Below are 20,623 nucleotides of genomic sequence, written 5' to 3'. Positions count from 1 at the left end.
GGATCTCGCCACGCTGCTATTCGTCCCGGGTGAAGGTGCGCCGGTACTCGCTCGGTGTGGTGCCGAGGATGCGCTGGAAGTGCAGGCGCAGGTTCGCGCCGGTGCCGAGGCCGACGTCGGCGGCGATCTGTTCGACGCTGCGCTGCGACCGTTCGAGCAGTTCACGGGCCAGGTCCACGCGGGCGCGCATCACCCACTGCATCGGCGTGTAGCCGGTCTCCTCGACGAAGCGCCGGGAGAACGTACGCGGTGAGACCTCGGCCTGCCGCGCCAGTACGTCCAGGGTGAGGGGCTCGCCGAGCCGGTGCAGCGCCCACTCGCGGGTGGCGCCGAAGCGCTCGCCTAGCGGCTCGGGGACGCTGCGCGGCACGTACTGGGCCTGGCCACCGCTGCGGTAGGGGGCCGCGACCAGACGGCGGGCCGCGTGGTTGGAGGCGGCCACCCCGAGGTCGCCGCGCAGGATGTGCAGGCACAGGTCGATGCCGGAGGCGGCGCCGGCCGAGGTGAGCACGCTGCCCTCGTCGACGAACAGCACGTTCTCGTCGGCCTGGACGAGCGGGTGCCTGGCCATGAGTTGCCGCGTGTAGTGCCAGTGCGTCGTGGCGCGCCTGCCGTCGAGCAGGCCCGTGGCGGCGAGCGCGAAGGCGCCCGTCGAGATGGCGGCGAGCCGCGCGCCCCTGGCGTGGGCGGCGACCAGCGCCTCGACGACGGCCCGCGGCGGGTCGTCGCGGTCCGGGAACCGGTAGCCGGGGATGAAGACGAGATCGGCCCACACGAGCGCGCCGAGGCCGTGGGCGACGGAGTACGACAGGCCGTCGCCACCGGTCACGAGACCGGGTGTCGCCCCGCACACCCGCACCTCGTACGGCATGCTCGCGCGGGTCGTGAAGACCTGCGCGGGGATTCCGACGTCGAGCGGCTTCGCGCCCTCCAGTACAAGGACGGCGACGCGATGGGGGCGGGAGGCCGGCATGGGAAAGAAACTACCTGGGGCGTGACGTCGGCACGCCCACCGCCTGAACGGGGCCGACGACACCGGCCGGGCCGCCGGGGCGACCGAACCGCCCCGATCACGGCGTGCCGGGCGCCGGCCCCCTCCGGGTGCGGCAGGTCGGGTCCAGCCGGGCGGGATTGGCCTTGGCCCCGGAGGCAACCCGGCCCCTACGGTCTGGGCATGCGCATCCGAATCGTCGACGCCTTCACCGACAGACCCTTCTCCGGCAACCCGGCGGGGGTCGTACTGCTGGACGCCTTCCCGGACGACCACTGGCTCCAGAAGGTCGCCGCGGAGGTCAACCTCTCCGAGACCGCGTTCGCCCACCCCCTGCCGCCCGGCGGTGAGGCCGACTGGGCGCTGCGCTGGCTGACACCGGTCACCGAGGTCGACATGTGCGGCCACGCCACGCTCGCCACCGCGCACGTCCTGCACACCACCGGGCGCGCGACCGGCACGGTCCGCTTCGCGGCGCGGTGCGGCATCCTCTCCGCCACGGCGGCCGCGGACGGCTCCCTGACGCTGGACTTCCCGACCTCCCCCCTGAAGTCCGTCCCCGCCCCCGACGGCCTCGCCGGAGCGCTCGGTTCCGAGGTCGTCGGCGTCCACGGCACCGCCGCGCACATCGGCGACCTGCTGGTCGAGTTGCCGGACGAGCGGTCCGTACGGTCCCTCGCGCCGGACTTCGCCGCCCTGGCGTCGATGGCGGACCGGGGCGTCATCACCACCGCCGCCGCCGAGGACCCGGAGCGGGGGTACGACTTCGTCTCGCGCTGCTTCTTCCCCGCCCTCGGGATCGACGAGGACCCGGTGACGGGCAGCGCGCACACCGCCCTCGCGCCGTTCTGGTCGGCCCGGCTCGGCCGCGACGAGCTGACCGGGCTGCAGGGCGGCGCCCGCACCGGGCTGGTGCGGACGGCGCTGCGCGGCGAACGGACGCTGCTGACCGGCAACGCGGTGACGGTGATCGAGGGCGACCTGCTGGTGTGAGGCCGGTGAGCCGGTGCGGCCCGTGGGGCCGGCCGGTACGGCGGAGGGGCGTACGGAGGCTTCGGTGCGCCCCTCCGCCCTCACCGCCTCACGCCGTGGGCAGCCACCCCACCCGGCCCGCCAGCAGGGCGTAGCCGACGAACGCCACGATGTCGAGCAGCGCGTGCGCCGCCACCAGCGGCCCCACCCGCCCCCACCGCCGGTAGAGCAGCACGAAGACCGCGCCCATCACCATGTTGCCGATGAACCCGCCCACGCCCTGGTACAGGTGGTACGAACCGCGCAGGACGGAACTCGCCGCCAGGGCCGCCACAGGGCTCCATCCCAGCCGGTCCAGCCTGCGCAGCAGGTAACCCACGACGATGACCTCCTCCAGCACGGAGTTCTGCACCGCCGAGAGGATCAGCACCGGGTACTTCCACCACACGTCGGGCAGCGCCTCGGGCACCACCGTCAGGTTCGCCCCGCCGGCCCGCGCGGCCAGGTAGAAGGCGAGCCCCGCGCTGCCGATGCCGGCCGCGACCAGCGCCCCGCGCCCCAGGTCCGGCCAGGGCCGGGAGCGGTCGAACCCGATCGCCCGCAGCCCCGCGCCCTCCCGCGTCAGCAGGTGCGCCACCAGCACGACGGGCACCAGCGCGGTCGCGATCCCGAAGAGCTGCCAGGCCAGGTCGAGCCAGGGGCGACCGGGCGCGTACGAGCCGTTGAGCGTCGCCGCCTGGTCCTTCAGCCCACCCGGCTTCGTCAGCGAACCGACGAAGCTGATCAGCGCCGATACCCCGCTCGCCCCCAGGGAGAGCGCCAGGACGATCAGCGTCTCGGACCGCAGGGTCCGCACCCCCACGCCCTCCGCGGGAAGAGATCCAGCCACGTACGCGCACACCTGCCTCGGTCGACCGCCATGGGTGTCACAGCTTGCCCGACGATCGCACCACCGACCCGGCCGGGGCCGCACTCGCCCCGGCACCGCCCGCCCCGGCCCCCGCGCCGGACCCGGCCGGGCGCCGGCCTCAGCTCCCCAGCCGCGCCTCCGGCCGCCCCGGAAAACCGGCCGGCCAGGTGTGCACCGGGTTGCCCTGGCGCATCAGCTGGCAGTACTGACGGGTGGTCGCGGCCAGCGCGGCCTCCCGCCCGAGTCCCGCCTCCAGCGCCCGGTGGAAGGTCTCCACCTGCCAGGAGGCCCCGTTCACCCGCCGCTTGCACCGCTCCTCGATGATGCCGAGGTACCGCTCCCGGTCGGTGCGCTCCACGCCCCAGGCGTCGAGGCCCGCGGCGGCCAGCGGCAGCAGTTCGTCCCGGACCAGCTTCACCGCCGGCACCGTGGTGACCCCGCCCCTCCCGGGCCGCGGCCAGCGCAGCTCCGCGTCGATGCCGTACCGGCAGGCCGCGTCGAAGTTCGCGGCGGCGTCCTCGAACGGCAGCCGCTTCCACACCGGCCGGGGCTCCTCGGCGAGCGCGCGGACCAGGCCGTAGTAGAAGGCGGCGTTGGCGAGGACGTCGTCGACGGTGGGCCCGGCCGGGAGCACCCGGTTCTCGACGCGCAGGTGCGGGACGCCGTCCACCACGCCGTACACCGGCCGGTTCCAGCGGTAGACGGTGCCGTTGTGCAGGGCGAGTTCCTGGAGGCCCGGGACCCCGCCCTCGTCGAGGACGCGCAGCGGCTCCTCGTCGTCGCAGATGGGCAGCAGGGCGGGGAAGTACCGGACGTTCTCCTCGAAGAGCTCGTACGCCGAGGAGATCCACCGCTCCCCGAACCAGGTGCGCGGCCGCACGCCCTGCGCCTGGAGCTCGGGCGGGCGGGTGTCCGTGGCCTGGGTGAACAGCGGCGGGCGGGACTCCCGCCACACCTCGCGGCCGAAGAGGAAGGGCGCGTTGGCACCCACCGCGATCTGTACGGCGGCGAGCGCCTGTGCGGCGTTCCAGACGTCGGCGAACCGCTCGGGCGTCACTTGGAGGTGGAGCTGCACGGAGGTGCAGGCCGCCTCGGGGACGATGGAGCTCGCGGTGCAGCTCAGCCGCTCCACCCCCTCGATGTCGAGGGTGAAGTCCTCGCCGCGCGCGGTCACTATCTCGTCGTTCAGCAGCCGGTATCGGTCGACGTCCGACAGGTTCCCGGACACCAGATCGTCCTGCGACAGTGTCGGCAGAATACCGATCATCACAATGCCGGCATCGACCTCCTGCGCCTTGCGGTGCGCGTACGCCAAGCCCGTTCGCAGCTCCTCGGCGAGCCGGTCGAAGACCCGTCCACCGAGCCGGTGCGGGGCAATGTTCACTTCCAGGTTGAACATTCCGAGTTCCGTCTGGAAATCCCGGCTCGCGATGCGCTCCAGCACCTCGGCATTCATCATGCGCGGCATACCGTCGGCGCCCGCCAGATTCAGCTCGATCTCCAGGCCCACGAGATTGCGCGGCCGGTCGAACCTGTTGTCGGCAAGGAGTCGCTCAAGTCCCGTCAGGCACTCCTGGAGTTTCCTGCGGTACCTCTGCCGATCGGACAGGTCGAAGCCGCCTGTCGCGATCTTCTCCCCCATCGAAGCGTCCCTCCTCGAGTGGGCGGCGCGCGGCGTCCTCCGCCCGCGTCACGGACGATGATGCCCAGCCGAGCTGATCTGTAACGCCCTCGCGGACAGGGCGTGGGCGGTAGGCTGGATACATTGTTTGTCCGGCACATTCCGGAGGCATGTGGCAGCGCGCAGTTACCGGCGGCCGACGCCCGTCACCGCCCCTCGGGACGACGCGCTCCGCCGGTCGATACGGCGGCGCCATTCGGCCTACCGCACCCCGGGCAACACCGCAGGCAGCGGCCCCGCCGTCACGGGAAATCCACAGAAACGCCGCAAATTAAAGACGCGTTTCGGCCTTGACGGTAATATCGCCGACGGCTAGCGGAAACATCGCGTGAACACGCGTCGTATAAACTCCGCGAACGAGGCAGAGAGTCGAGTCCGGCAACGGCCCGTCGGCCCCCTCCGGCACCCTCTGACCCCGAAGCTGACACTGCCGTCCGCACCTTCCTCGCATCACCCTGTCTCTTGACTGAGAGGCGACCCACCATGCCGCTGCACGTCTCCCCTGCCCCCGCGCCTGCCCTGCGCAGTGTCCTCGCGGCGCTCGGTTCCCCCGCCGTCCGCGAGGCCCACACCCCCGCCCTCCGGTCCGTCCAGGGACCGCTGAGCCCCGAACTCCCGCTGCCCGTCCACGTACTGGACGTCCGCGACCCGATCGGCCCGTCCGCCGGCGCGCCGCGCACCCGACTGGCCGGCTGGCGGTTCCTGATCCGCGGCGGCGACCGCCCGGTGGCCGCCGCGGACACCGTCCTCACCCCGGACGGGTGGGCGTTCTCCCACTTCTTCGAGGGCCCCTACCTCGCCTCGACGGAGCGGGCGCTGCGCCAGGCGGAGTCCATGGCGACCCGACTCCAGCCGCGCCTGCTGTCCGTCCCCGACCTGTACATGCTGACGCTCTGGCTGCACGGGGACACGGAGGCCGATCCGGCCACCGGCGCACCGGCCCCCGCCGACCTCCTGATCCCGCTGGCCCCCGCGCCTCCGGGCATCGCCCCGCACATGCCGTACCGGGTCGCCGACCTGCTGCCGGTCCTGACGCTGCGGCTGGTGCCGCCGCCGCTGCTGGAGTCAACGGCGTGATGACCGGCCCGGTCCGTTCGGACTAGCCCGGCGGGGCTATCCCGAACCACCCGAAGGGGCAGGGTGGTTGAGCTGAACCATCCGCGCGGGTGACACGTCATTAAGCAGGAGGAAGCGCTACCGCGAAATCCCTGCGGATTGACGCCGGTGGGGCAACACTGGGAACGGACCGACCGACAAACGGGGGGCGGCCATGAACACCGCATCGAGCCGCGCGACACACACCACACCGCAGCGAAAGAACCGACCCATGTGCCAGCACCAGCCAGCCTGTCCTACCGCCGACTCCGCCGACAGAGAGGCGGCCCGCCTGGTGGCTCACCACCCGGAACAGGGCTGGAGCCTGCTGTGCAACGGCGTCCTGCTCTTCGAGGACACCGGTGAACTGCTGCCGGACGGACAGATCATCGCACCGCACCGGCCGCTGAGCGCCGCCAAGGTCGCGACGGCCGCCTGAGGCACAGCGCCCGGAACGACCCGCACCCGAGCACCGCGCACACGCACGGCGAAGGGCCGGTACGGAGTCCACCTCCGTACCGGCCCTTCGCCGTGGCCCCGCCGCGGCCGGACGTCAGTTGTCGTACTCGTCCAGCGGCGGGCAGGAGCAGACCAGGTTGCGGTCGCCGAACGCACCGTCGATGCGGCGCACCGGAGGCCAGTACTTGTCCGCCGCCGAGACGCCGGCCGGGAAGACCGCCTCCTCACGGCTGTACGCGTGCGACCACTCGCCGCCCAGCGCGGACGCCGTGTGCGGGGCGTTGCGCAGCGGGTTGTCGTCCGCGGGCCACTCGCCCGAGGCGACCTTCTCGATCTCCGCGCGGATCGCGATCATCGTGTCGCAGAACCGGTCGAGCTCGGCCAGGTCCTCGCTCTCGGTCGGCTCGATCATCAGCGTGCCGGCCACCGGGAAGGACATGGTCGGGGCGTGGAAACCGTAGTCGATCAGCCGCTTGGCGATGTCGTCGACGCTGACGCCGGTCGCCTTGGAGATCGGGCGCAGGTCCACGATGCACTCGTGGGCGACCAGACCGGCCGGGCCGGTGTAGAGCATCGGGTAGTGCGGCTCCAGGCGCTTGGCGATGTAGTTGGCCGCGAGGACGGCGACCTGCGTCGCGCGCTTGAGGCCCTCGCCGCCCATGAGCCGGACGTACGCCCAGGAGATCGGCAGGATGCCGGCCGAGCCCCACGGAGCCGCCGAGATCGGGCCGACGCCCGTGTCCGGGCCGGCGCTCGGCTGGAGCGGGTGGTTGGGCAGGTACGGGGCGAGGTGCTCCCGCACGCCGACCGGCCCGACGCCGGGGCCGCCGCCGCCGTGCGGGATGCAGAACGTCTTGTGCAGGTTCAGGTGCGAGACGTCGCCGCCGAACTCGCCCGGCTTGGCCAGCCCCACCAGGGCGTTGAGGTTGGCGCCGTCCACGTACACCTGGCCGCCGGCCTCGTGGACCTGGGCGCAGATGTCCGCGACGTGCTCCTCGAACACGCCGTGCGTGGACGGGTACGTGATCATCAGGACGGACAGCTCGTCGCGGTACTGCTCGATCTTGGCGCGCAGGTCCTCGACGTCGATCTCGCCGTCGTCGGCGGTCTTGACGACCACGACCTTCATCCCGGCCATCACGGCGCTGGCCGCGTTGGTGCCGTGCGCGGACGACGGGATCAGGCAGACGGTGCGCTGCGTGTCGCCGTTGGCGCGGTGGTACGCGCGGACCGCGAGCAGACCGGCCAGTTCGCCCTGCGAACCGGCGTTGGGCTGGATGGAGACCTTGTCGTAGCCGGTCACCTCGGCGAGGCGCTCCTCCAGCTCACGGATGAGGGTCAGGTAGCCCTGCGCCTGGTCGACCGGCGCGAAGGGGTGCATCTGGCCGAACTCCGGCCAGGTCACCGGCTCCATCTCGGTGGTCGCGTTCAGCTTCATGGTGCAGGAGCCCAGCGGGATCATGCCGCGGTCCAGCGCGTAGTCGCGGTCGGCGAGCTTGCGCAGGTAGCGCAGCATCGCGGTCTCGGAGCGGTGCGCGTGGAAGACCGGGTGCGTGAGGTACGCGTCGGAGCGCAGGCGCTCCTCGGGCAGGACGTCGGCGGTGGCGGCGTCGAGCGCCTCGATGTCGCCGTGCACGCCGAAGGCGTCCCACACGGCGGCGATCTGGGCGCGGCCGGTGGTCTCGTCGCAGGCCGCGGAGATGTGGTCGGCGTCGACCAGGCGCAGGTTCACCCCGTTCTCGCGGGCGGCGGCGACGGCGTCGGCGGCCTTGCCCGGCACGCGGACGGTCACGGTGTCGAAGAACGTGTCGTGGACGACCTCCACGCCGCCGGCCCGCAGGCCCTCGGCGAGGACGGCGGCGTAGCGGTGGACGCGCCGGGCGATCTGCTTCAGGCCGTCGGGGCCGTGGTAGACCGCGTACATGCCGGCCATCACGGCGAGCAGCACCTGAGCGGTGCAGATGTTGCTGGTCGCCTTCTCCCGGCGGATGTGCTGCTCACGGGTCTGCAGCGCGAGCCGGTACGCCTGGTTGCCGTCGGCGTCGACGGAGACGCCGACGAGCCGGCCCGGCAGGCTGCGGGCGAAGGTGTCGCGGACGGCCATGTATCCGGCGTGCGGGCCGCCGAAGCCCATCGGCACGCCGAAGCGCTGGGTGGTGCCCACCGCAATGTCGGCGCCCAGTTCACCGGGCGAGGTCAGCAGGGTCAGCGCCAGCAGGTCGGCGGAGACGGTGACGATCGCGCCGAGCTCGTGCGCCTGGTCGATGACGGCCTTGATGTCCCGCACGGCACCCGAGGCGCCGGGGTACTGAAGCAGTACGCCGAAGACGCCACGCTCGGCGATCCCGGCCGGGATGCCCTCGCTGAGGTCGGCGACGACGACCTCGACACCGGTGGGCTCGGCGCGGGTCTCGATGACGGCGATGGTCTGCGGCAGGGCGTCGGCGTCGACCAGGAAGACACCGTTCTTGACCTTGCCGACGCGGCGGGCCAGCGACATGGCCTCGGCCGCGGCGGTGCCCTCGTCGAGCAGCGAGGCGCCGGAGGTGGGCAGACCGGTGAGGTCGGCGACCATCGTCTGGAAGTTGAGGAGCGCCTCCAGGCGGCCCTGCGAGATCTCCGGCTGGTACGGCGTGTACGCGGTGTACCAGGCGGGGTTCTCCATCACGTTCCGCAGGATGACCGGCGGCGTGAACGTGCCGTAGTAGCCGAGGCCGATCATCGGGGCGAGCACCTGGTTGCGGTCGGCGAGCGAGCGGAGCTCGGCCAGGACCTCGGCCTCGGTGCGCGCGTCGGGGAGGCCCAGGGCCTCGGCGCTCTTGATCACATCCGGCACCGCGGCGGCCGTGAGCTCGTCGAGCGAACCGTAGCCCACCTGCGCCAGCATCTTGGCGCGGGCCTCTTCGTCGGGCCCGATGTGCCGCTGCTCGAACGGGATGCCCTGTTCGAGTACGGAGAGCGGAGTGCGGTTGGCGGTCATGGCGGAGGCCTCCTGGTCGATACGACCTGCGAGGGGCACCACGGCGCGGGTGCCCGGACGGCCTCCCCCTCTGTCATCTCAACCTGAGAGCTTCACCGGGCCTGCCCGAAAACGGGCCGGACCGGCTTTCACCGTCGGTGAGAGCGGATGCCGTCCGACGCCCGCCCTGCTTTCCAGAGTGACCTCATCCGTGCGGTACCGGGTGCCTGAGAGATTCCGGGGAGGATTTGCTCCTTCGGCGCCTCCGAAAGGTTTCTCCGGAGGACTCTCCCGCACGGGGTCAGCGGCCGTCTGCCAGCCTACCAGCGCGGTCCCCGCCCGATCCCTCGAGTGGCCGACGTCACCGAAGTGCACTTTCGTAGTGCTTACCAGCGGTTGCGAGCAGATGGAGGGACCGTGCAGACCGATATCGATCCGCGCAGCCTGATCGGCCGCAAGGCCTTCGACCGCGACGGCCACAAGCTCGGGACCATCGACGAGGTCTACCTGGACGACGCGACGGGCGAGCCCGAGTGGGCCGCCGTCCGGACGGGCCTGTTCAGCCGCGATGCCTTCGTCCCCCTGGAGCCCAGCGACGTGGCGGAGGACGGCCTGCACGTCCCCTTCGACCGCGCCCTGATCAAGGACGCTCCCGACTTCGGCGTCGGCCGTCATCTCTCGCCCGAGCAGGAGCTCCAGCTCTACCACCACTACGGCCTGGCGCTCCCGCCGCCGCCCTCCACGGACCGCGACTTCGGCAAGCTCGCCGGCCAGGAGGACTGACCCGCCACGAGGGGCAGCGGATCGGACGGCTCCAGCTCCGGGTCGTCGGCCCGGAAGGTGCGCACCCGCCCCGGCGTCGACCACGGCTCCTCGAACCGCACGGTCACCCGCCCCAGCCCGCTGCCCTGCACCCACCCGGCGCCGTACTCGGTGTGCCGCACGTCCTGGCCGGCCATCCACCGCCGCTCCTCCCGAGCCGCCTCCGCCGCGCCCACCGCGTCCTCCGGTCCGGCCGGCCCACCCTGCCCGTCCGCCCCACCGGAACCCACCGGAACCCCCGCCACCGCGGCTCCCGCGGCCGACCGCTTCCCCTCGGGGCCGTCCCCCTCCGCCCCACCCGCGCCCGCACCGCCCGTCGGCACTCCCCCCTCCTCCGTGCCACCCGCCCCGGCGGCCGCCCTCTCCGCCGCGGCCTGCGCGAACAGGTCCTCCTGCGTGTAGTCCGCGAGCCCCGTGACCCCCACGCCCAGCAACCGCACGCCCCCGGTGGTGTCCACCGCCTCCAGCAGCCGCGCCGCCGCCTCCCGCACCACCACGGGGTCGTCCGTCGGCCCCCGCAGCGTCTCCGACCGGGTCAGCGTCGAGAAGTCGTACCGCCGGACCTTCAGCACCACCGTCCGCCCCGACCGCCCCGCGCCCCGCAGCCGCCGCACGCACCGCTCGGCCAGCCGCTCCACCTCCGACCGCACCCGCAGCCGGTCGTGCAGGTCCACGTCGAAGGTGTCCTCCACCGACACCGACTTGGCGTCCCGCTCCGCCACCACGGGCCGGTCGTCGTACCCCCTCGCCATCCGGTACAACGACTCCCCGTGCGCCTTCCCCAGCAGCCGTACGAGCTCGTCCTCCCCCGCCCCTGCCAGGTCCGCCACCGTCGTCATACCGGCCCGCCGCAGGTGCTCACCGGTCGCCGGCCCCACGCCCGGCAGGATCCGCACCGACTTGGGACCCAGCAGCTCCCGCTCGGTCCCCGGCTCTATCAGCACCAGCCCGTCCGGCTTGGCCTCCTCGGACGCGATCTTGGCGAGCATCTTGGAGCCGGCCAGCCCCACCGACCCGGTCAGACCCGTGACCTCGTGGATGTCCCTGCGCAGCCGCTCACCGGCCTCGCGCGCGCCCACCGCGTCCCGCGCCGCTCCCCCGGCCTCCAGGTCCACGAAGGCCTCGTCGAGGCTCAGCGGCTCGACGAGAGGCGAAAGTCCCCGCAACAGCTCCATGACTTGCTCGCTCACCGCCCGGTACAGCGAGAAGCGGGGCACCAGGTACGCGGCGTTCGGCGCCAGCCGTCGCGCCTGCGCCATCGGCATCGCCGAGTGCACTCCGAAGCGCCTGGCCTCGTACGACGCGGTGGCGACCACTCCGCGCGGCCCCAGCCCGCCGACCACCACCGGTTTCCCGCGCAGGCTCGGCTTCGCCGCCTGCTCGGCGGCCGCGAAGAAGGCATCCATGTCCAGATGCAGAATGGTCGGCGCGGCTCTCACACCACCGATGCTGCCCTACGCCACTGACAATGACCCCGGCCGCGACTGCCACCGCGCGGTCCGGCCTCAGACGGCCCTGTCACGCCTCCGGCGCGCCAGCTCGTCCGACGGGTTGTGCCGCACCAGCGTCTCGCCGGTGTCGACCCGCTCCCCGTGCAGCTGCGAGAGCGCCGCCTCGACGTCCCGCCACACCACGCCCACGGCGATCCCGAAGACACCCTGGCCGCCCTGCAGCAGATCCACGACCTCGTCGGGCGACGAGCACTCGTAGACCGTGGCCCCGTCACTCATGAGCGTCATCCGCTCCAGGTCGCGGAAACCCCGCGCACGCAGGTGCTGGACGGCCGCGCGGATGTTCTGCAGCGCGACACCGGTGTCCAGGAAACGCTTGACGATCTTGAGGACGACCACGTCCCGGAAGCTGTAGAGCCGCTGCGTCCCCGACCCGTACGCGGGCCGCACGCTCGGCTCGACCAGCCCGGTCCGCGCCCAGTAGTCGAGCTGCCGGTACGTGATGCCCGCCGCCGCGCAGGCGGTGGGCCCCCGATAGCCGACCGTGTCGGTCTCCGGATCGGTGTCGTCCCCCTGCGCCGCGCCGGCGCCCACGCCGGCCACGCTCGCGTGAAGCGGATCCGCACCCCCGTGAAGCGGATACGGCCCGCTCTGCCCCAGACTTCGTCCGGGGAGGCCCCCAGTCGCACCGTCGCCGCTGCTCATCACGCCGACCCTCCGTCCTTGACCTGCCATCTCGACGGTAGGCAGTCACCAGGGGTGCGTCAACGATCGCCACACTCGGCACGCCGAGTGATAATCACCCTGAGAGTGGTTTCCCGTATCCCAAAAGCGGGAAAGGCTACCGGAATGGGCGGAAACACCCCGCCGATCCGGTCCCTCGCCACCGCAGGGCGCCCGGGACGCACCGGGGAACGACGACCGGGAGCGGCGTCACCGGCGAGCCGGTCCCAGCACCAGCGGACAGCAGGGGGCGGGCCTGCGGGCCCGCCGGCGGCGGAGCCGCCGAACTCACTGGCTGCTGGTGCCGAAGTCCTCGGGCGAGATCTGGTCGAGGAACTCGCGGAACTTCTCCACTTCGTCCTCCTGCTCGTCCGGAATGGCGATCCCGGCGTCGTCGAGCACGCCGTCGCTGCCGTAGATCGGGGTTCCGGTGCGCAGGGCCAGCGCTATGGCGTCGGAGGGCCTGGCGCTCACCTCCACACCGCTGGCGAAGACCAGCTCCGCGTAGAAGACCCCTTCCCGCAGGTCCGTGATGCGGACCTCGGTCAGCTCCTGGCCCACGGCCTCGAGCACATCCTTGAAAAGGTCATGGGTGAGCGGCCGGGCGGGAGCCATGCCCTGCTGGGCGAAGGCGATCGCCGTCGCCTCCCCCGGGCCGATCCAGATCGGGAGGTACCGGTCGCCTCCCACTTCACGCAGGAGCACGATCGGCTGGTTGGAGGGCATTTCCACCCGGACACCGACAACATCGAGCTCGTTCACATTGCAACCCTAGGACGTGCCGGACCGGTTTGGATAGTCGGGCCCTGTCAAGATCAGGGCAAGCGGATGCCGAGAGCCGTCTGCACCAGCGCCGCGTGCAGTCGCACGGACAGCGCCGCCAGCTCCTTGGCCGTGGCCTCCGCATGGGCTCTGGTCTGCGGATTACGGTGTCTGCGCAACGGCGCGACGACCTGCTCGACCAGTCCCGCCTCGCGCTCGGCGGCAGCCTTCACCGCCCGCAGGTGACGCGGTTCCAGACCGAATCTCCCCAGTTCCGCGACAAGTTTCGCGACGGTGACCGCCTCGGCGTCGTACCCGCCGTCCACGCCCTGGACGACCAGACCGTACGCCTCCCAGTCGGCGAGCTCCTCCTCGCCCGCGTCCGCGGCGGCCAGGAGCTCGGCCCTGCCCACCCGGGCGGCGGTCGGGCGCTCCAGCGCCGGATCCCACGGGTCGCCGTCCGCGGAATCGCGCTGCGGTCCCGGAGCGGGCGGCAGTTCCACCTGCTCGCCCCGCTCCACCGCGTCCAGGTGCTCGCGGATCACCTTCAGCGGCAGGTAGTGGTCCCGCTGCATCCGCAGGATGCGCGCCAGCCGCTCCACATCGCGCGGGCTGAACTTCCGGTACCCGGAAGCCGTCCTCTGCGGCTCGACGAGCCCCTCCGCCTCCAGGAACCGGATCTTGGAGATCGTGACTTCGGGGAACTCCTCGCGCAGCTGGTTGAGCACCGTCCCGATGCTCACCAACTGCTCGGCGGCGCCGGCGGTGCCGTTGCCGGCACCGCCCGTCGTGGTTCGCAGCATGGGCCTCCCCTGCCGGGTCACACGCCCCGCTGGCTCGCGTAGAAGACCAGCCGGTACTTGCCGATCTGCACCTCGTCGCCGTTGGACAGCGGTACCGAGTCGATCCGCTCGCGGTTGACGTAGGTGCCGTTGAGGCTGCCGACGTCCGACACGGTGAAACTGCCGTCGGGCGAGCGGCGGAACTCCACATGGCGACGCGACACGGTCACGTCGTCAAGGAAGATGTCGCTCTGCGGGTGGCGCCCCGCCGTGGTCAGATCACTGTCCAGCAGGAAACGGCTGCCCGAGTTCGGGCCGCGCCGTACCACCAGCAGCGCCGAACCCAGCGGCAGCGCCTCGACGGCCGCCTGAGCCTCGGGAGACAGCGACGGCAGCTGCGTCTGGCCGGTGACCTCGGAGTCGTACGCCTCCAGGCCGGAGATCGAGATCGTCGACGTCGTCTCGGACGCGCGCTCCGCCGGAACGCCCCCGCGCAGCGGCGCACCGCAGTTGGAGCAGAACCGGCTCGCCTCGGCGTTGCGGTGTCCGCACCTCGTACACACCGGCATGGACGAATCCTCCTGCCGCGGCTGGCCCGCGTGGGCACTCGTCGCGTACGGGTCGGACGTCGACCCTCCACCCGTACTCGAGGTTGATGGGTCCCCGAAACCTATGCGGCCGGAACCGGCAGGGTCAACAGACGCGCCCTGGCCTCCCGGAATGTCACCACCCGGGCGCGCAACCTCGTCACGGAAGAGCGGGCGCTCGCCGCCCTGCTCCTCACTCTGGTCATGGCGCGACGCGCGATGCCGGGCACTGTTGCCGCCGTCCTCGCGTGCGCTCTTACCGAACAACTTCGCAAACAACTTCACGGGCGATTCCCCTTGAACGAAACAGACCCGCCCGTGGGGCAGGACGAACCCTGAATGAACACACCTGCCGACCCGGACATCATCACAACGTCCGTAACCTCCGGACAGTTTCCATCACGCACCACGTATGTGATGCGCCGACCCCCCGCAACCCCGCGTCCCGGCGCCCCTCTTCCGGTCCCCGCGGTGCGTGGGCGCACACCGGCCCCCGTTCCCGCGCCCCGGTTCGGTCCACCGCCGACGACGGGCCCTTGCCGCGTAACCCCCATGTTCCCCCGCCTCACCGCGATGACGACCGAGCGTAGTCAGGCCGCTCCGCCGGTCGCAAGGCGTCCACGACGATCTTCTGCGACCGGGTGACCGTGGCGGTGGCCTGCTCCTTCTCCAGCGTCTGCACCACGCCTCCCGGAATGTTCAGCGCCGGTTCCAGGTCCTGCGGCTTCCCGATGACCTTGAAGCGGTACGGCGCCTTGATCTTCCGTCCGTCCACCTCTATGTCCCCGGCGTCACCGGAGAAGTACGAGTCGGCGACCACCCTGACGCCGTTGACCTGGATCGCCTCCGCGCCGGCCGCCCGCAGCTCCTGGATGGCGTCGAGCAGCATGTCGGACTCGACCGCGCCGGCGCCGTCGTCGATGGTGAGCGAGATACCGGGTCCCTGGGCCGCCACGGTACCGGCCAGGATCCCCAGTTGCCGCTCCTTCTCCAGCGTCTGCCTGCGCGCCTCTTCCGCCTGGTCGGAGCTGTTCTCCAGCTCCGTGCGCTGGTCCTCCAGGCGCGCCTTCTCGTCCTCCAGGCGCTGCGTGCGGTCGTCGAGCTCGTCGAGGATGCGTACCAGGTCCTCCTGGCGCGCACCGCGCAGGGCGCCGGTGTCACTGGTCGAGCGGACCTGGATGGCCAGGCCGAGCCCCAGCCCGAACAGCAGGACGGCCACGATGAGTTGCGCCCGGGTCACGCGCGGCGGCCACAGACCCGCGATCAGTCGCTGCCGCCCGGTCGGCTCGGCCGCCTTCGGCTCAGGGCCGGGCTCCGCTCCGGGCCGAGGGCCCGGGGTCTCGGCCGGAACGGGAGCCGGGTTCTCGGCGGGCGTCCGGTCCGGGGACTGCCCTGGAGTCGGTTCGGGTGTCTCTTCGTTGCTCATCGGCCTCACGCCCGGAACACGTGCCGTCGGATGGCGGCGGCGTTGGAGAAGATCCGGATGCCGAGCACGACTACCACACCGGTGGACAGCTGTGCGCCGACGCCCAGCTTGTCGCCGAGGAACACGATGAGCGCGGCCACGACGACGTTGGACAGGAAGGAGACGACGAAGACCTTGTCGACGAAGATCCCGTCGAGCATGGCCCGCAGGCCGCCGAAGACGGCGTCCAGCGCGGCCACGACGGCGATCGGGAGATAGGGCTCGACCACGGCCGGCACCTCGGGCCGGATGAACAGTCCGACCACGACTCCCACGACGAGGCCCAGTACGGCGATCAAGATGTGCCCTTCCCTGTTTCGGCCGCGCCCTGCCCGTCACCCGATCCGGCTCCGGCCTCGCTCGGCTGTGCTGTACGTACGATCAGGCTCGGCGCCGCCGGCAGACGCACCTCGCCCTGGTCCGAAATGCTGGTGCGGATACCGAAGTTCTCCTTCAGCACGTGCAGGTACTGCCCGTCGGCGCTGTCCTGGAACGTCGTGCTCAGCTTTTTTCCGTCCCCCACCGCCAGCACCGTGTAGGGCGGCACCAGCGGTTTGTTGTCGACCAGTATGGCGTCGCCCGCCGCCCGGATCGCCGACAGTGCGGTCAGCCGCTGTCCGTTGATCGCGACGGCTTCCGCGCCCGCCTGCCAGAGTCCGTTGACGACCCGCTGCATGTCCCGGTCCCGGACCCGGCCCGTGTCGGCGAATCCGCTGCTCTCGCGCGGGCCGCCGCCACCCTCCTCGGTTGCCTCGGCGTCGTCCACGACGAGCTTGACGCCCGGTCCGTGGACCGGCGTCGCCCCCGAGAGGAGGGCGACGAGCTGCCCCTGGTCCCCGCCGTGCTGTTCCAGCGCCTTGCGCTGCCGCTCCCCCACCTCGGTACGCAGTTCCTCGATCCGCTTCTCGAGGCCGTCCGCGGCCGACGTCTCGTCCTCGATGCGGTCGATGAGCTCTTCGCGCTCCTTGGCCACAACCGGTGCCGATATCCGCGCCTGCGCGGCTCCCAGCGTGACGACGAGCGCGGCCAGGACGAGCCCGGCCGCGAGTCCCAGTTTGGCCCGGAGCGTACGCGGCAGGCCGCCGCCCTCGGCGGCCCTGCGGGCCGAGGCCTCGGCGTACCCGTCGTCGAGCGCGTGGTCCATCACGTTGGTCAGCAGCGACATGGACGCATCGGGACGCGGAGGCGGGGAGCCGGTGCTCCGAACGGGGTGCTGCTGCGACATGCCGCACATCGTCGCACGTCGGAGGGGCTACCGCCGAATGGCCCCACCGGTGAGCCGGGAGGCGTCCGGTGACGCCTCCCGGCTCAGCGCTCCACGCGGGCGGTCAGCGGCCCGCGCTGTCCACCACGGCGGCCCACTCGTCCAGCAGGGCCTGCGCGGACGCGTCGTCCGGGCCTTCCGCCCACAGGTGCGTGACGGCCTCGGCGGGGTCGGGCAGCACCATCACCCACCGCCCGTCGGCCTCCACCACACGGACGCCGTCGGTCGTGTCCACGTGCCGGTCGCCGGCCGCCTCCACGACCCTGCGCATCACCAGGCCCTTGACGGCCCACGGCGTCGCCAGGTCCCGCTTGAGCACGTGCGCCCGCGGGATGCGCGCGTCGATCTGGCTCAGCGTGAGCTGCGTACGCGCCACCAGCCCGATCAACCGCACGAACGCCGCCGTACCGTCGAACACGCTGCTGAACTCCGGCACGATGAAGCCACCGCGGCCGTCGCCGCCGAAGATCGTCGACTCCTCGCGGCCGACCCTGGTCAGGTCGTCGGGAGAGGTCGTCGTCCAGTCCACCTGCGTCCCGTGGTACGCCGCGACCTGCTCGGCGATCCGCGTCGTCGTCACCGGCAGCGCCACACGCCCGCTGCGCCGCTCGGCGGCCACCAGGTCGAGCATCACGAGCAGCGCCCGGTCGTCCTCGATGATCCGGCCGCGCTCGTCGACGAGCGACAGCCGCTCACCGACGGTGTCGAACCGTACGCCGAACGCGGCGCGAGCCGACGCCACTATCTCGCCGAGCCGCACCAGCCCCGCGCGGCGGGACTCGGCGGACTCGGTGGGCCGCGACTCGTCCAGGCCGGGGTTGATCGTCAGCGAGTCCACCCCGAGCCGGCCCAGCAGGCTGGGCAGGACGAGGCCGGCGCTGCCGTTCGACGCGTCGACGACGACCTTGAGGCCCGCGTCGGCGACGCCCGTCGTGTCGACGTTCCGCAGCAGTGATCCGGTGTACGAGTCGAAGACGCTCGACGGGAAGCTCAGGTCGCCGATCTCGCCCGGGAAGGCGCGCCGGTACTCCTGGCGCGCGAACACCCGGTCCAGCTTCCGCTGCCCCGCCTGCGACAGGTCGGCGCCCCGCTCGTCGAAGAACATGATGTCGACCGAATCGGGGACACCCGGCGTCGTACGGATCATGATGCCGCCGGCGCTGCCCCGGGCAGTCTGCTGCCGCGCGACGGGCAGCGGCACGTTCTCCAGGTCGCGCACGTCGATGGCGCTGGTCTGCAGAGCCGAGATCACGGCCCGCTTGAGCGCGCGCGCACCGCGGGAGTGGTCACGCGCGGTGGTGACCGTGGCGCCCTTCTTGAGCGTCGTCGCGTACGCCCCCGCCAGCCGGACGGCCAGCTCGGGCGTGATCTCGACGTTCAGGATGCCGGACACGCCACGCGCGCCGAACAGGTGCGCCTGCCCCCGCGATTCCCAGATCACCGAGGTGTTGACGAAGGCGCCGGCCTCGATGGTCTTGAACGGATACACCCGGACATTGCCCTGAACGATCGATTCTTCACCGACGAGGCACTCGTCACCGATGACGGCCCCGTCCTCGATCCGGGCGGCCCGCATGATGTCGGTGTTCTTACCGATGACACAGCCTCGGAGATTGCTGTGCGGCCCGATGTAGACGTTGTCGTGGACCACCGCCTTGTGCAGGAACGCGCCGCTCTTCACGACCACGTTGGAACCCACGACGGTGTGTTCGCGGATTTCCACGCCGGCCTCGACCTTGGCGTAGTCCCCGATGTAGAGCGGCCCGCGGAGCACCGCGTCCGGGTGCACCTCCGCACCCTCCGCCACCCACACTCCCGGCGAGATCTCGAAGCCGTCGACTTCGACGTCGACCTTGCCCTCGAGTACGTCGGCCTGGGCCTTCACATAGCTCTCGTGGGTGCCGACGTCCTCCCAGTAGCCCTCGGCGACGTAGCCGTAGATCGGCTTGCCTTCCTTCATGAGCTGCGGGAAGACGTCACCGGACCAGTCGACCGGAACATCCGCCTCGACGTAGTCGAAGACCTCGGGCTCCATGACGTAGATACCGGTGTTGACCGTGTCGGAGAAGACCTGCCCCCAGGTGGGCTTCTCGAGGAAGCGCTCCACCTTCCCTTCCTCGTCCACGATGGTGATGCCGAACTCCAGCGGGTTCGGCACCCGGGTCAGGCACACCGTGACCATCGCGCCCTTTTCCTTGTGGAACGCGATGAGGTCGGTCAGGTCGAAATCGGTGAGCGCGTCACCGGAAATGACGAGGAAGGCATCGTCCTTGAGTGCCTCCTCGGCATTCTTGACACTTCCCGCAGTACCGAGTGGCTTCTCCTCATTGGCATAGGTGAGTTCCATGCCGAGCTCTTCGCCGTCACCGAAATAGTTCTTTACGAGCGAGGCGAGGAACTGCACGGTCACCACGGTCTCATTGAGCCCGTGCCTCTTGAGCAGCCGCAGCACGTGCTCCATGATCGGTCGGTTGGCGACCGGCAGGAGCGGCTTGGGCATGCTCGAGGTCATGGGGCGAAGGCGGGTTCCCTCGCCACCGGCCATTACGACGGCCTTCATGTCGGAAGCGTCCTCCTTGCGAAGATGACGGTCAAGCCGACTTCACCCGTCCGTGACAGCGGTGTTCCCAGAACGAACACAGGCGCTGTCTCTCGCCACACGGCACCAGACAGAGGCTCAATCGGCCACGGTATCCGCCCTGACAAGTCGGCGGACCTGGACCACATACAGGATCCCTGCCCACCAATACAGAGTTGTACCCCATCCGGCGAACGCCCACCCGAAAACTTCAGCGAGTGACGACAGCCATCCACTGCCGTCACTGAGCAGGAGGAGCGGGAAGGCATACATCAAGTTGAAGGTCGCCGCCTTCCCCAGGAAGTTCACCTGCGGCGGCGGATAGCCGTGCCGGCGGAGGATTCCCACCATCACCAGCAGCATCAGCTCTCGGGCCAAAAGGGCAAGAGTGAGCCACAGCGGCAGGATCTCCCGCCATGTCAGGCCGAGAAGCGTGGAAAGGATGTAGAGCCGGTCGGCCGCCGGGTCGAGGAGCCGCCCCAGGCTGCTGATCTGGTTCCAGCGCCGGGCGAGCTTGCCATCGAGGTAGTCGCTGACACCGCTGAGCATCAGGACGAGCAACGCCCAGCCGTCACTCTTCGGCCCGCCGAACTCGGGGCGGAGAATCAGCCACAGGAACAGGGGCACACCGGCGAGGCGAGCCATGCTCAGAATGTTGGGGATGGTGAGGACCCGGTCCGTCTGGACGCGAGTCTCCTGTACCTCCACCCGGGTGCCTCCTGTGGAACGTGCCGACGATGCCCCCTGACTTTACCGTCAGCCGGGACAGGTCGGCGCACAGGGGTGTCCCGGATCCTCCGGAACGCGGAAAAGCCCCGCACCAAAAGGTGCGGGGCTCTCCCATAAAACTTGTTCGGCGGCGTCCTACTCTCCCACAGGGTCCCCCCTGCAGTACCATCGGCGCTGAAAGGCTTAGCTTCCGGGTTCGGAATGTAACCGGGCGTTTCCCTAACGCTATGACCACCGAAACACTATGAAGATATCGAACTACAACCAGCCGGAGCGGGAGTTCGTTACTTCAGAACTAACACAGTGGACGCGAGCAACTGAGGACAAGCCCTCGGCCTATTAGTACCGGTCAACTCCACCCATTACTGGGCTTCCATATCCGGCCTATCAACC

At 71.0% G+C, this 20,623-nt stretch carries 18 protein-coding genes, 1 rRNA gene and 1 riboswitch; of the genes, 4 read left to right on the top strand and 15 right to left on the bottom strand.

Annotated features, from left to right (window positions below; all coding sequences use genetic code 11):
* Positions 1–16: 16 nt before the first annotated feature.
* Positions 17–973, bottom strand: a complete 957-nt coding sequence (locus AC07DW_RS09425; RefSeq protein ID WP_478857040.1) for a GlxA family transcriptional regulator — start codon at positions 971–973, stop codon at positions 17–19.
* A 201-nt stretch (positions 974–1,174) separates the two neighbouring features.
* Here AC07DW_RS09425 and AC07DW_RS09420 point away from each other — a divergent pair, with 201 nt between their 5' ends.
* The gene (locus AC07DW_RS09420; RefSeq protein WP_478857039.1) at positions 1,175–1,984 is read left to right on the top strand and encodes a PhzF family phenazine biosynthesis protein; all 810 of its coding nucleotides are present in this window, start codon (positions 1,175–1,177) and stop codon (positions 1,982–1,984) included.
* Between the two features lie 88 nt (positions 1,985–2,072).
* Here AC07DW_RS09420 and AC07DW_RS09415 read toward each other — a convergent pair whose 3' ends face one another.
* Both AC07DW_RS09415 and AC07DW_RS09410 read right to left on the bottom strand, forming a co-directional pair.
* Complete coding sequence (locus AC07DW_RS09415) at positions 2,073–2,852, bottom strand: CPBP family intramembrane glutamic endopeptidase (protein ID WP_478857038.1); 780 nt, start codon at positions 2,850–2,852, stop codon at positions 2,073–2,075.
* A 139-nt stretch (positions 2,853–2,991) separates the two neighbouring features.
* Positions 2,992–4,515 (bottom strand): glutamate-cysteine ligase family protein, encoded by a 1,524-nt coding sequence (locus AC07DW_RS09410; RefSeq protein WP_478857037.1) that lies wholly within the window; start codon positions 4,513–4,515, stop codon positions 2,992–2,994.
* 522 nt (positions 4,516–5,037) lie between these two features.
* Between AC07DW_RS09410 and AC07DW_RS09405 the strand changes: the two genes are divergently transcribed.
* Both AC07DW_RS09405 and AC07DW_RS09400 read left to right on the top strand, forming a co-directional pair.
* Entirely contained in the window at positions 5,038–5,631 is a 594-nt protein-coding gene (locus tag AC07DW_RS09405) for a hypothetical protein (protein WP_478857036.1), read from the top strand.
* A 250-nt stretch (positions 5,632–5,881) separates the two neighbouring features.
* Positions 5,882–6,088, top strand: coding sequence for a DUF5999 family protein (locus AC07DW_RS09400; protein WP_064068989.1), 207 nt, complete (start codon positions 5,882–5,884; stop codon positions 6,086–6,088).
* A gap of 114 nt (positions 6,089–6,202) precedes the next feature.
* Here the strand turns inward: AC07DW_RS09400 and gcvP are convergent, their stop codons facing one another.
* Positions 6,203–9,088 (bottom strand): aminomethyl-transferring glycine dehydrogenase, encoded by a 2,886-nt coding sequence (gene gcvP, locus AC07DW_RS09395; RefSeq protein WP_478857035.1) that lies wholly within the window; start codon positions 9,086–9,088, stop codon positions 6,203–6,205.
* Between the two features lie 183 nt (positions 9,089–9,271).
* Positions 9,272–9,371: riboswitch (glycine riboswitch) on the bottom strand.
* 113 nt (positions 9,372–9,484) lie between these two features.
* On the opposite strand from gcvP, the gene AC07DW_RS09390 reads away from it, so the two are divergent.
* Positions 9,485–9,850, top strand: coding sequence for a PRC-barrel domain-containing protein (locus AC07DW_RS09390; RefSeq protein WP_478857034.1), 366 nt, complete (start codon positions 9,485–9,487; stop codon positions 9,848–9,850).
* On the opposite strand, the gene AC07DW_RS09385 is transcribed toward AC07DW_RS09390, so the two are convergent.
* The 11 genes from AC07DW_RS09385 to rrf form a co-directional block, all read right to left on the bottom strand.
* The gene (locus tag AC07DW_RS09385) at positions 9,778–11,328 is read right to left on the bottom strand and encodes a DNA polymerase IV (protein ID WP_478857033.1); all 1,551 of its coding nucleotides are present in this window, start codon (positions 11,326–11,328) and stop codon (positions 9,778–9,780) included. The two genes, AC07DW_RS09390 and AC07DW_RS09385, sit on opposite strands and share 73 nt — an antisense overlap.
* Before the next feature lie 66 nt (positions 11,329–11,394).
* Positions 11,395–12,048 carry a MerR family transcriptional regulator gene (locus AC07DW_RS09380; RefSeq protein WP_478857032.1) on the bottom strand — a complete coding sequence of 218 codons (654 nt, stop codon included), beginning with the start codon at positions 12,046–12,048 and terminating at the stop codon, positions 11,395–11,397.
* Between the two features lie 303 nt (positions 12,049–12,351).
* Positions 12,352–12,825 (bottom strand): bifunctional nuclease family protein, encoded by a 474-nt coding sequence (locus tag AC07DW_RS09375; RefSeq protein WP_004002801.1) that lies wholly within the window; start codon positions 12,823–12,825, stop codon positions 12,352–12,354.
* A 53-nt stretch (positions 12,826–12,878) separates the two neighbouring features.
* Positions 12,879–13,628: a transcriptional regulator FtsR gene (ftsR, locus tag AC07DW_RS09370; RefSeq protein WP_478857031.1), complete on the bottom strand. Its 750-nt coding sequence runs from the start codon at positions 13,626–13,628 to the stop codon at positions 12,879–12,881.
* A 17-nt stretch (positions 13,629–13,645) separates the two neighbouring features.
* Positions 13,646–14,587, bottom strand: a complete 942-nt coding sequence (locus AC07DW_RS09365) for an FHA domain-containing protein (protein ID WP_478857263.1) — start codon at positions 14,585–14,587, stop codon at positions 13,646–13,648.
* A gap of 172 nt (positions 14,588–14,759) precedes the next feature.
* The gene (locus tag AC07DW_RS09360; protein WP_478857030.1) at positions 14,760–15,620 is read right to left on the bottom strand and encodes a DUF881 domain-containing protein; all 861 of its coding nucleotides are present in this window, start codon (positions 15,618–15,620) and stop codon (positions 14,760–14,762) included.
* A gap of 5 nt (positions 15,621–15,625) precedes the next feature.
* Entirely contained in the window at positions 15,626–15,958 is a 333-nt protein-coding gene (locus AC07DW_RS09355) for a small basic family protein (RefSeq protein ID WP_064068997.1), read from the bottom strand.
* Complete coding sequence (locus AC07DW_RS09350) at positions 15,955–16,884, bottom strand: DUF881 domain-containing protein (RefSeq protein ID WP_478857029.1); 930 nt, start codon at positions 16,882–16,884, stop codon at positions 15,955–15,957. The genes AC07DW_RS09355 and AC07DW_RS09350 overlap by 4 nt, the downstream gene beginning before the upstream one ends.
* Before the next feature lie 103 nt (positions 16,885–16,987).
* Entirely contained in the window at positions 16,988–19,483 is a 2,496-nt protein-coding gene (locus AC07DW_RS09345) for a sugar phosphate nucleotidyltransferase (RefSeq protein WP_478857028.1), read from the bottom strand.
* A gap of 117 nt (positions 19,484–19,600) precedes the next feature.
* Complete coding sequence (gene clsA / locus AC07DW_RS09340) at positions 19,601–20,209, bottom strand: cardiolipin synthase ClsA (RefSeq protein WP_478857027.1); 609 nt, start codon at positions 20,207–20,209, stop codon at positions 19,601–19,603.
* Positions 20,210–20,352: 143 nt separating this feature from the next.
* Positions 20,353–20,469, bottom strand: a 5S ribosomal RNA gene (gene rrf / locus AC07DW_RS09335).
* Positions 20,470–20,623 lie beyond the last annotated feature (154 nt).

Source organism: Streptomyces sp. NPDC045701 (assembly GCF_056432045.1).
The sequence above is the reverse complement of the archived record's forward strand: the minus strand, read 5'-3'. Positions and strand labels throughout refer to the sequence as shown.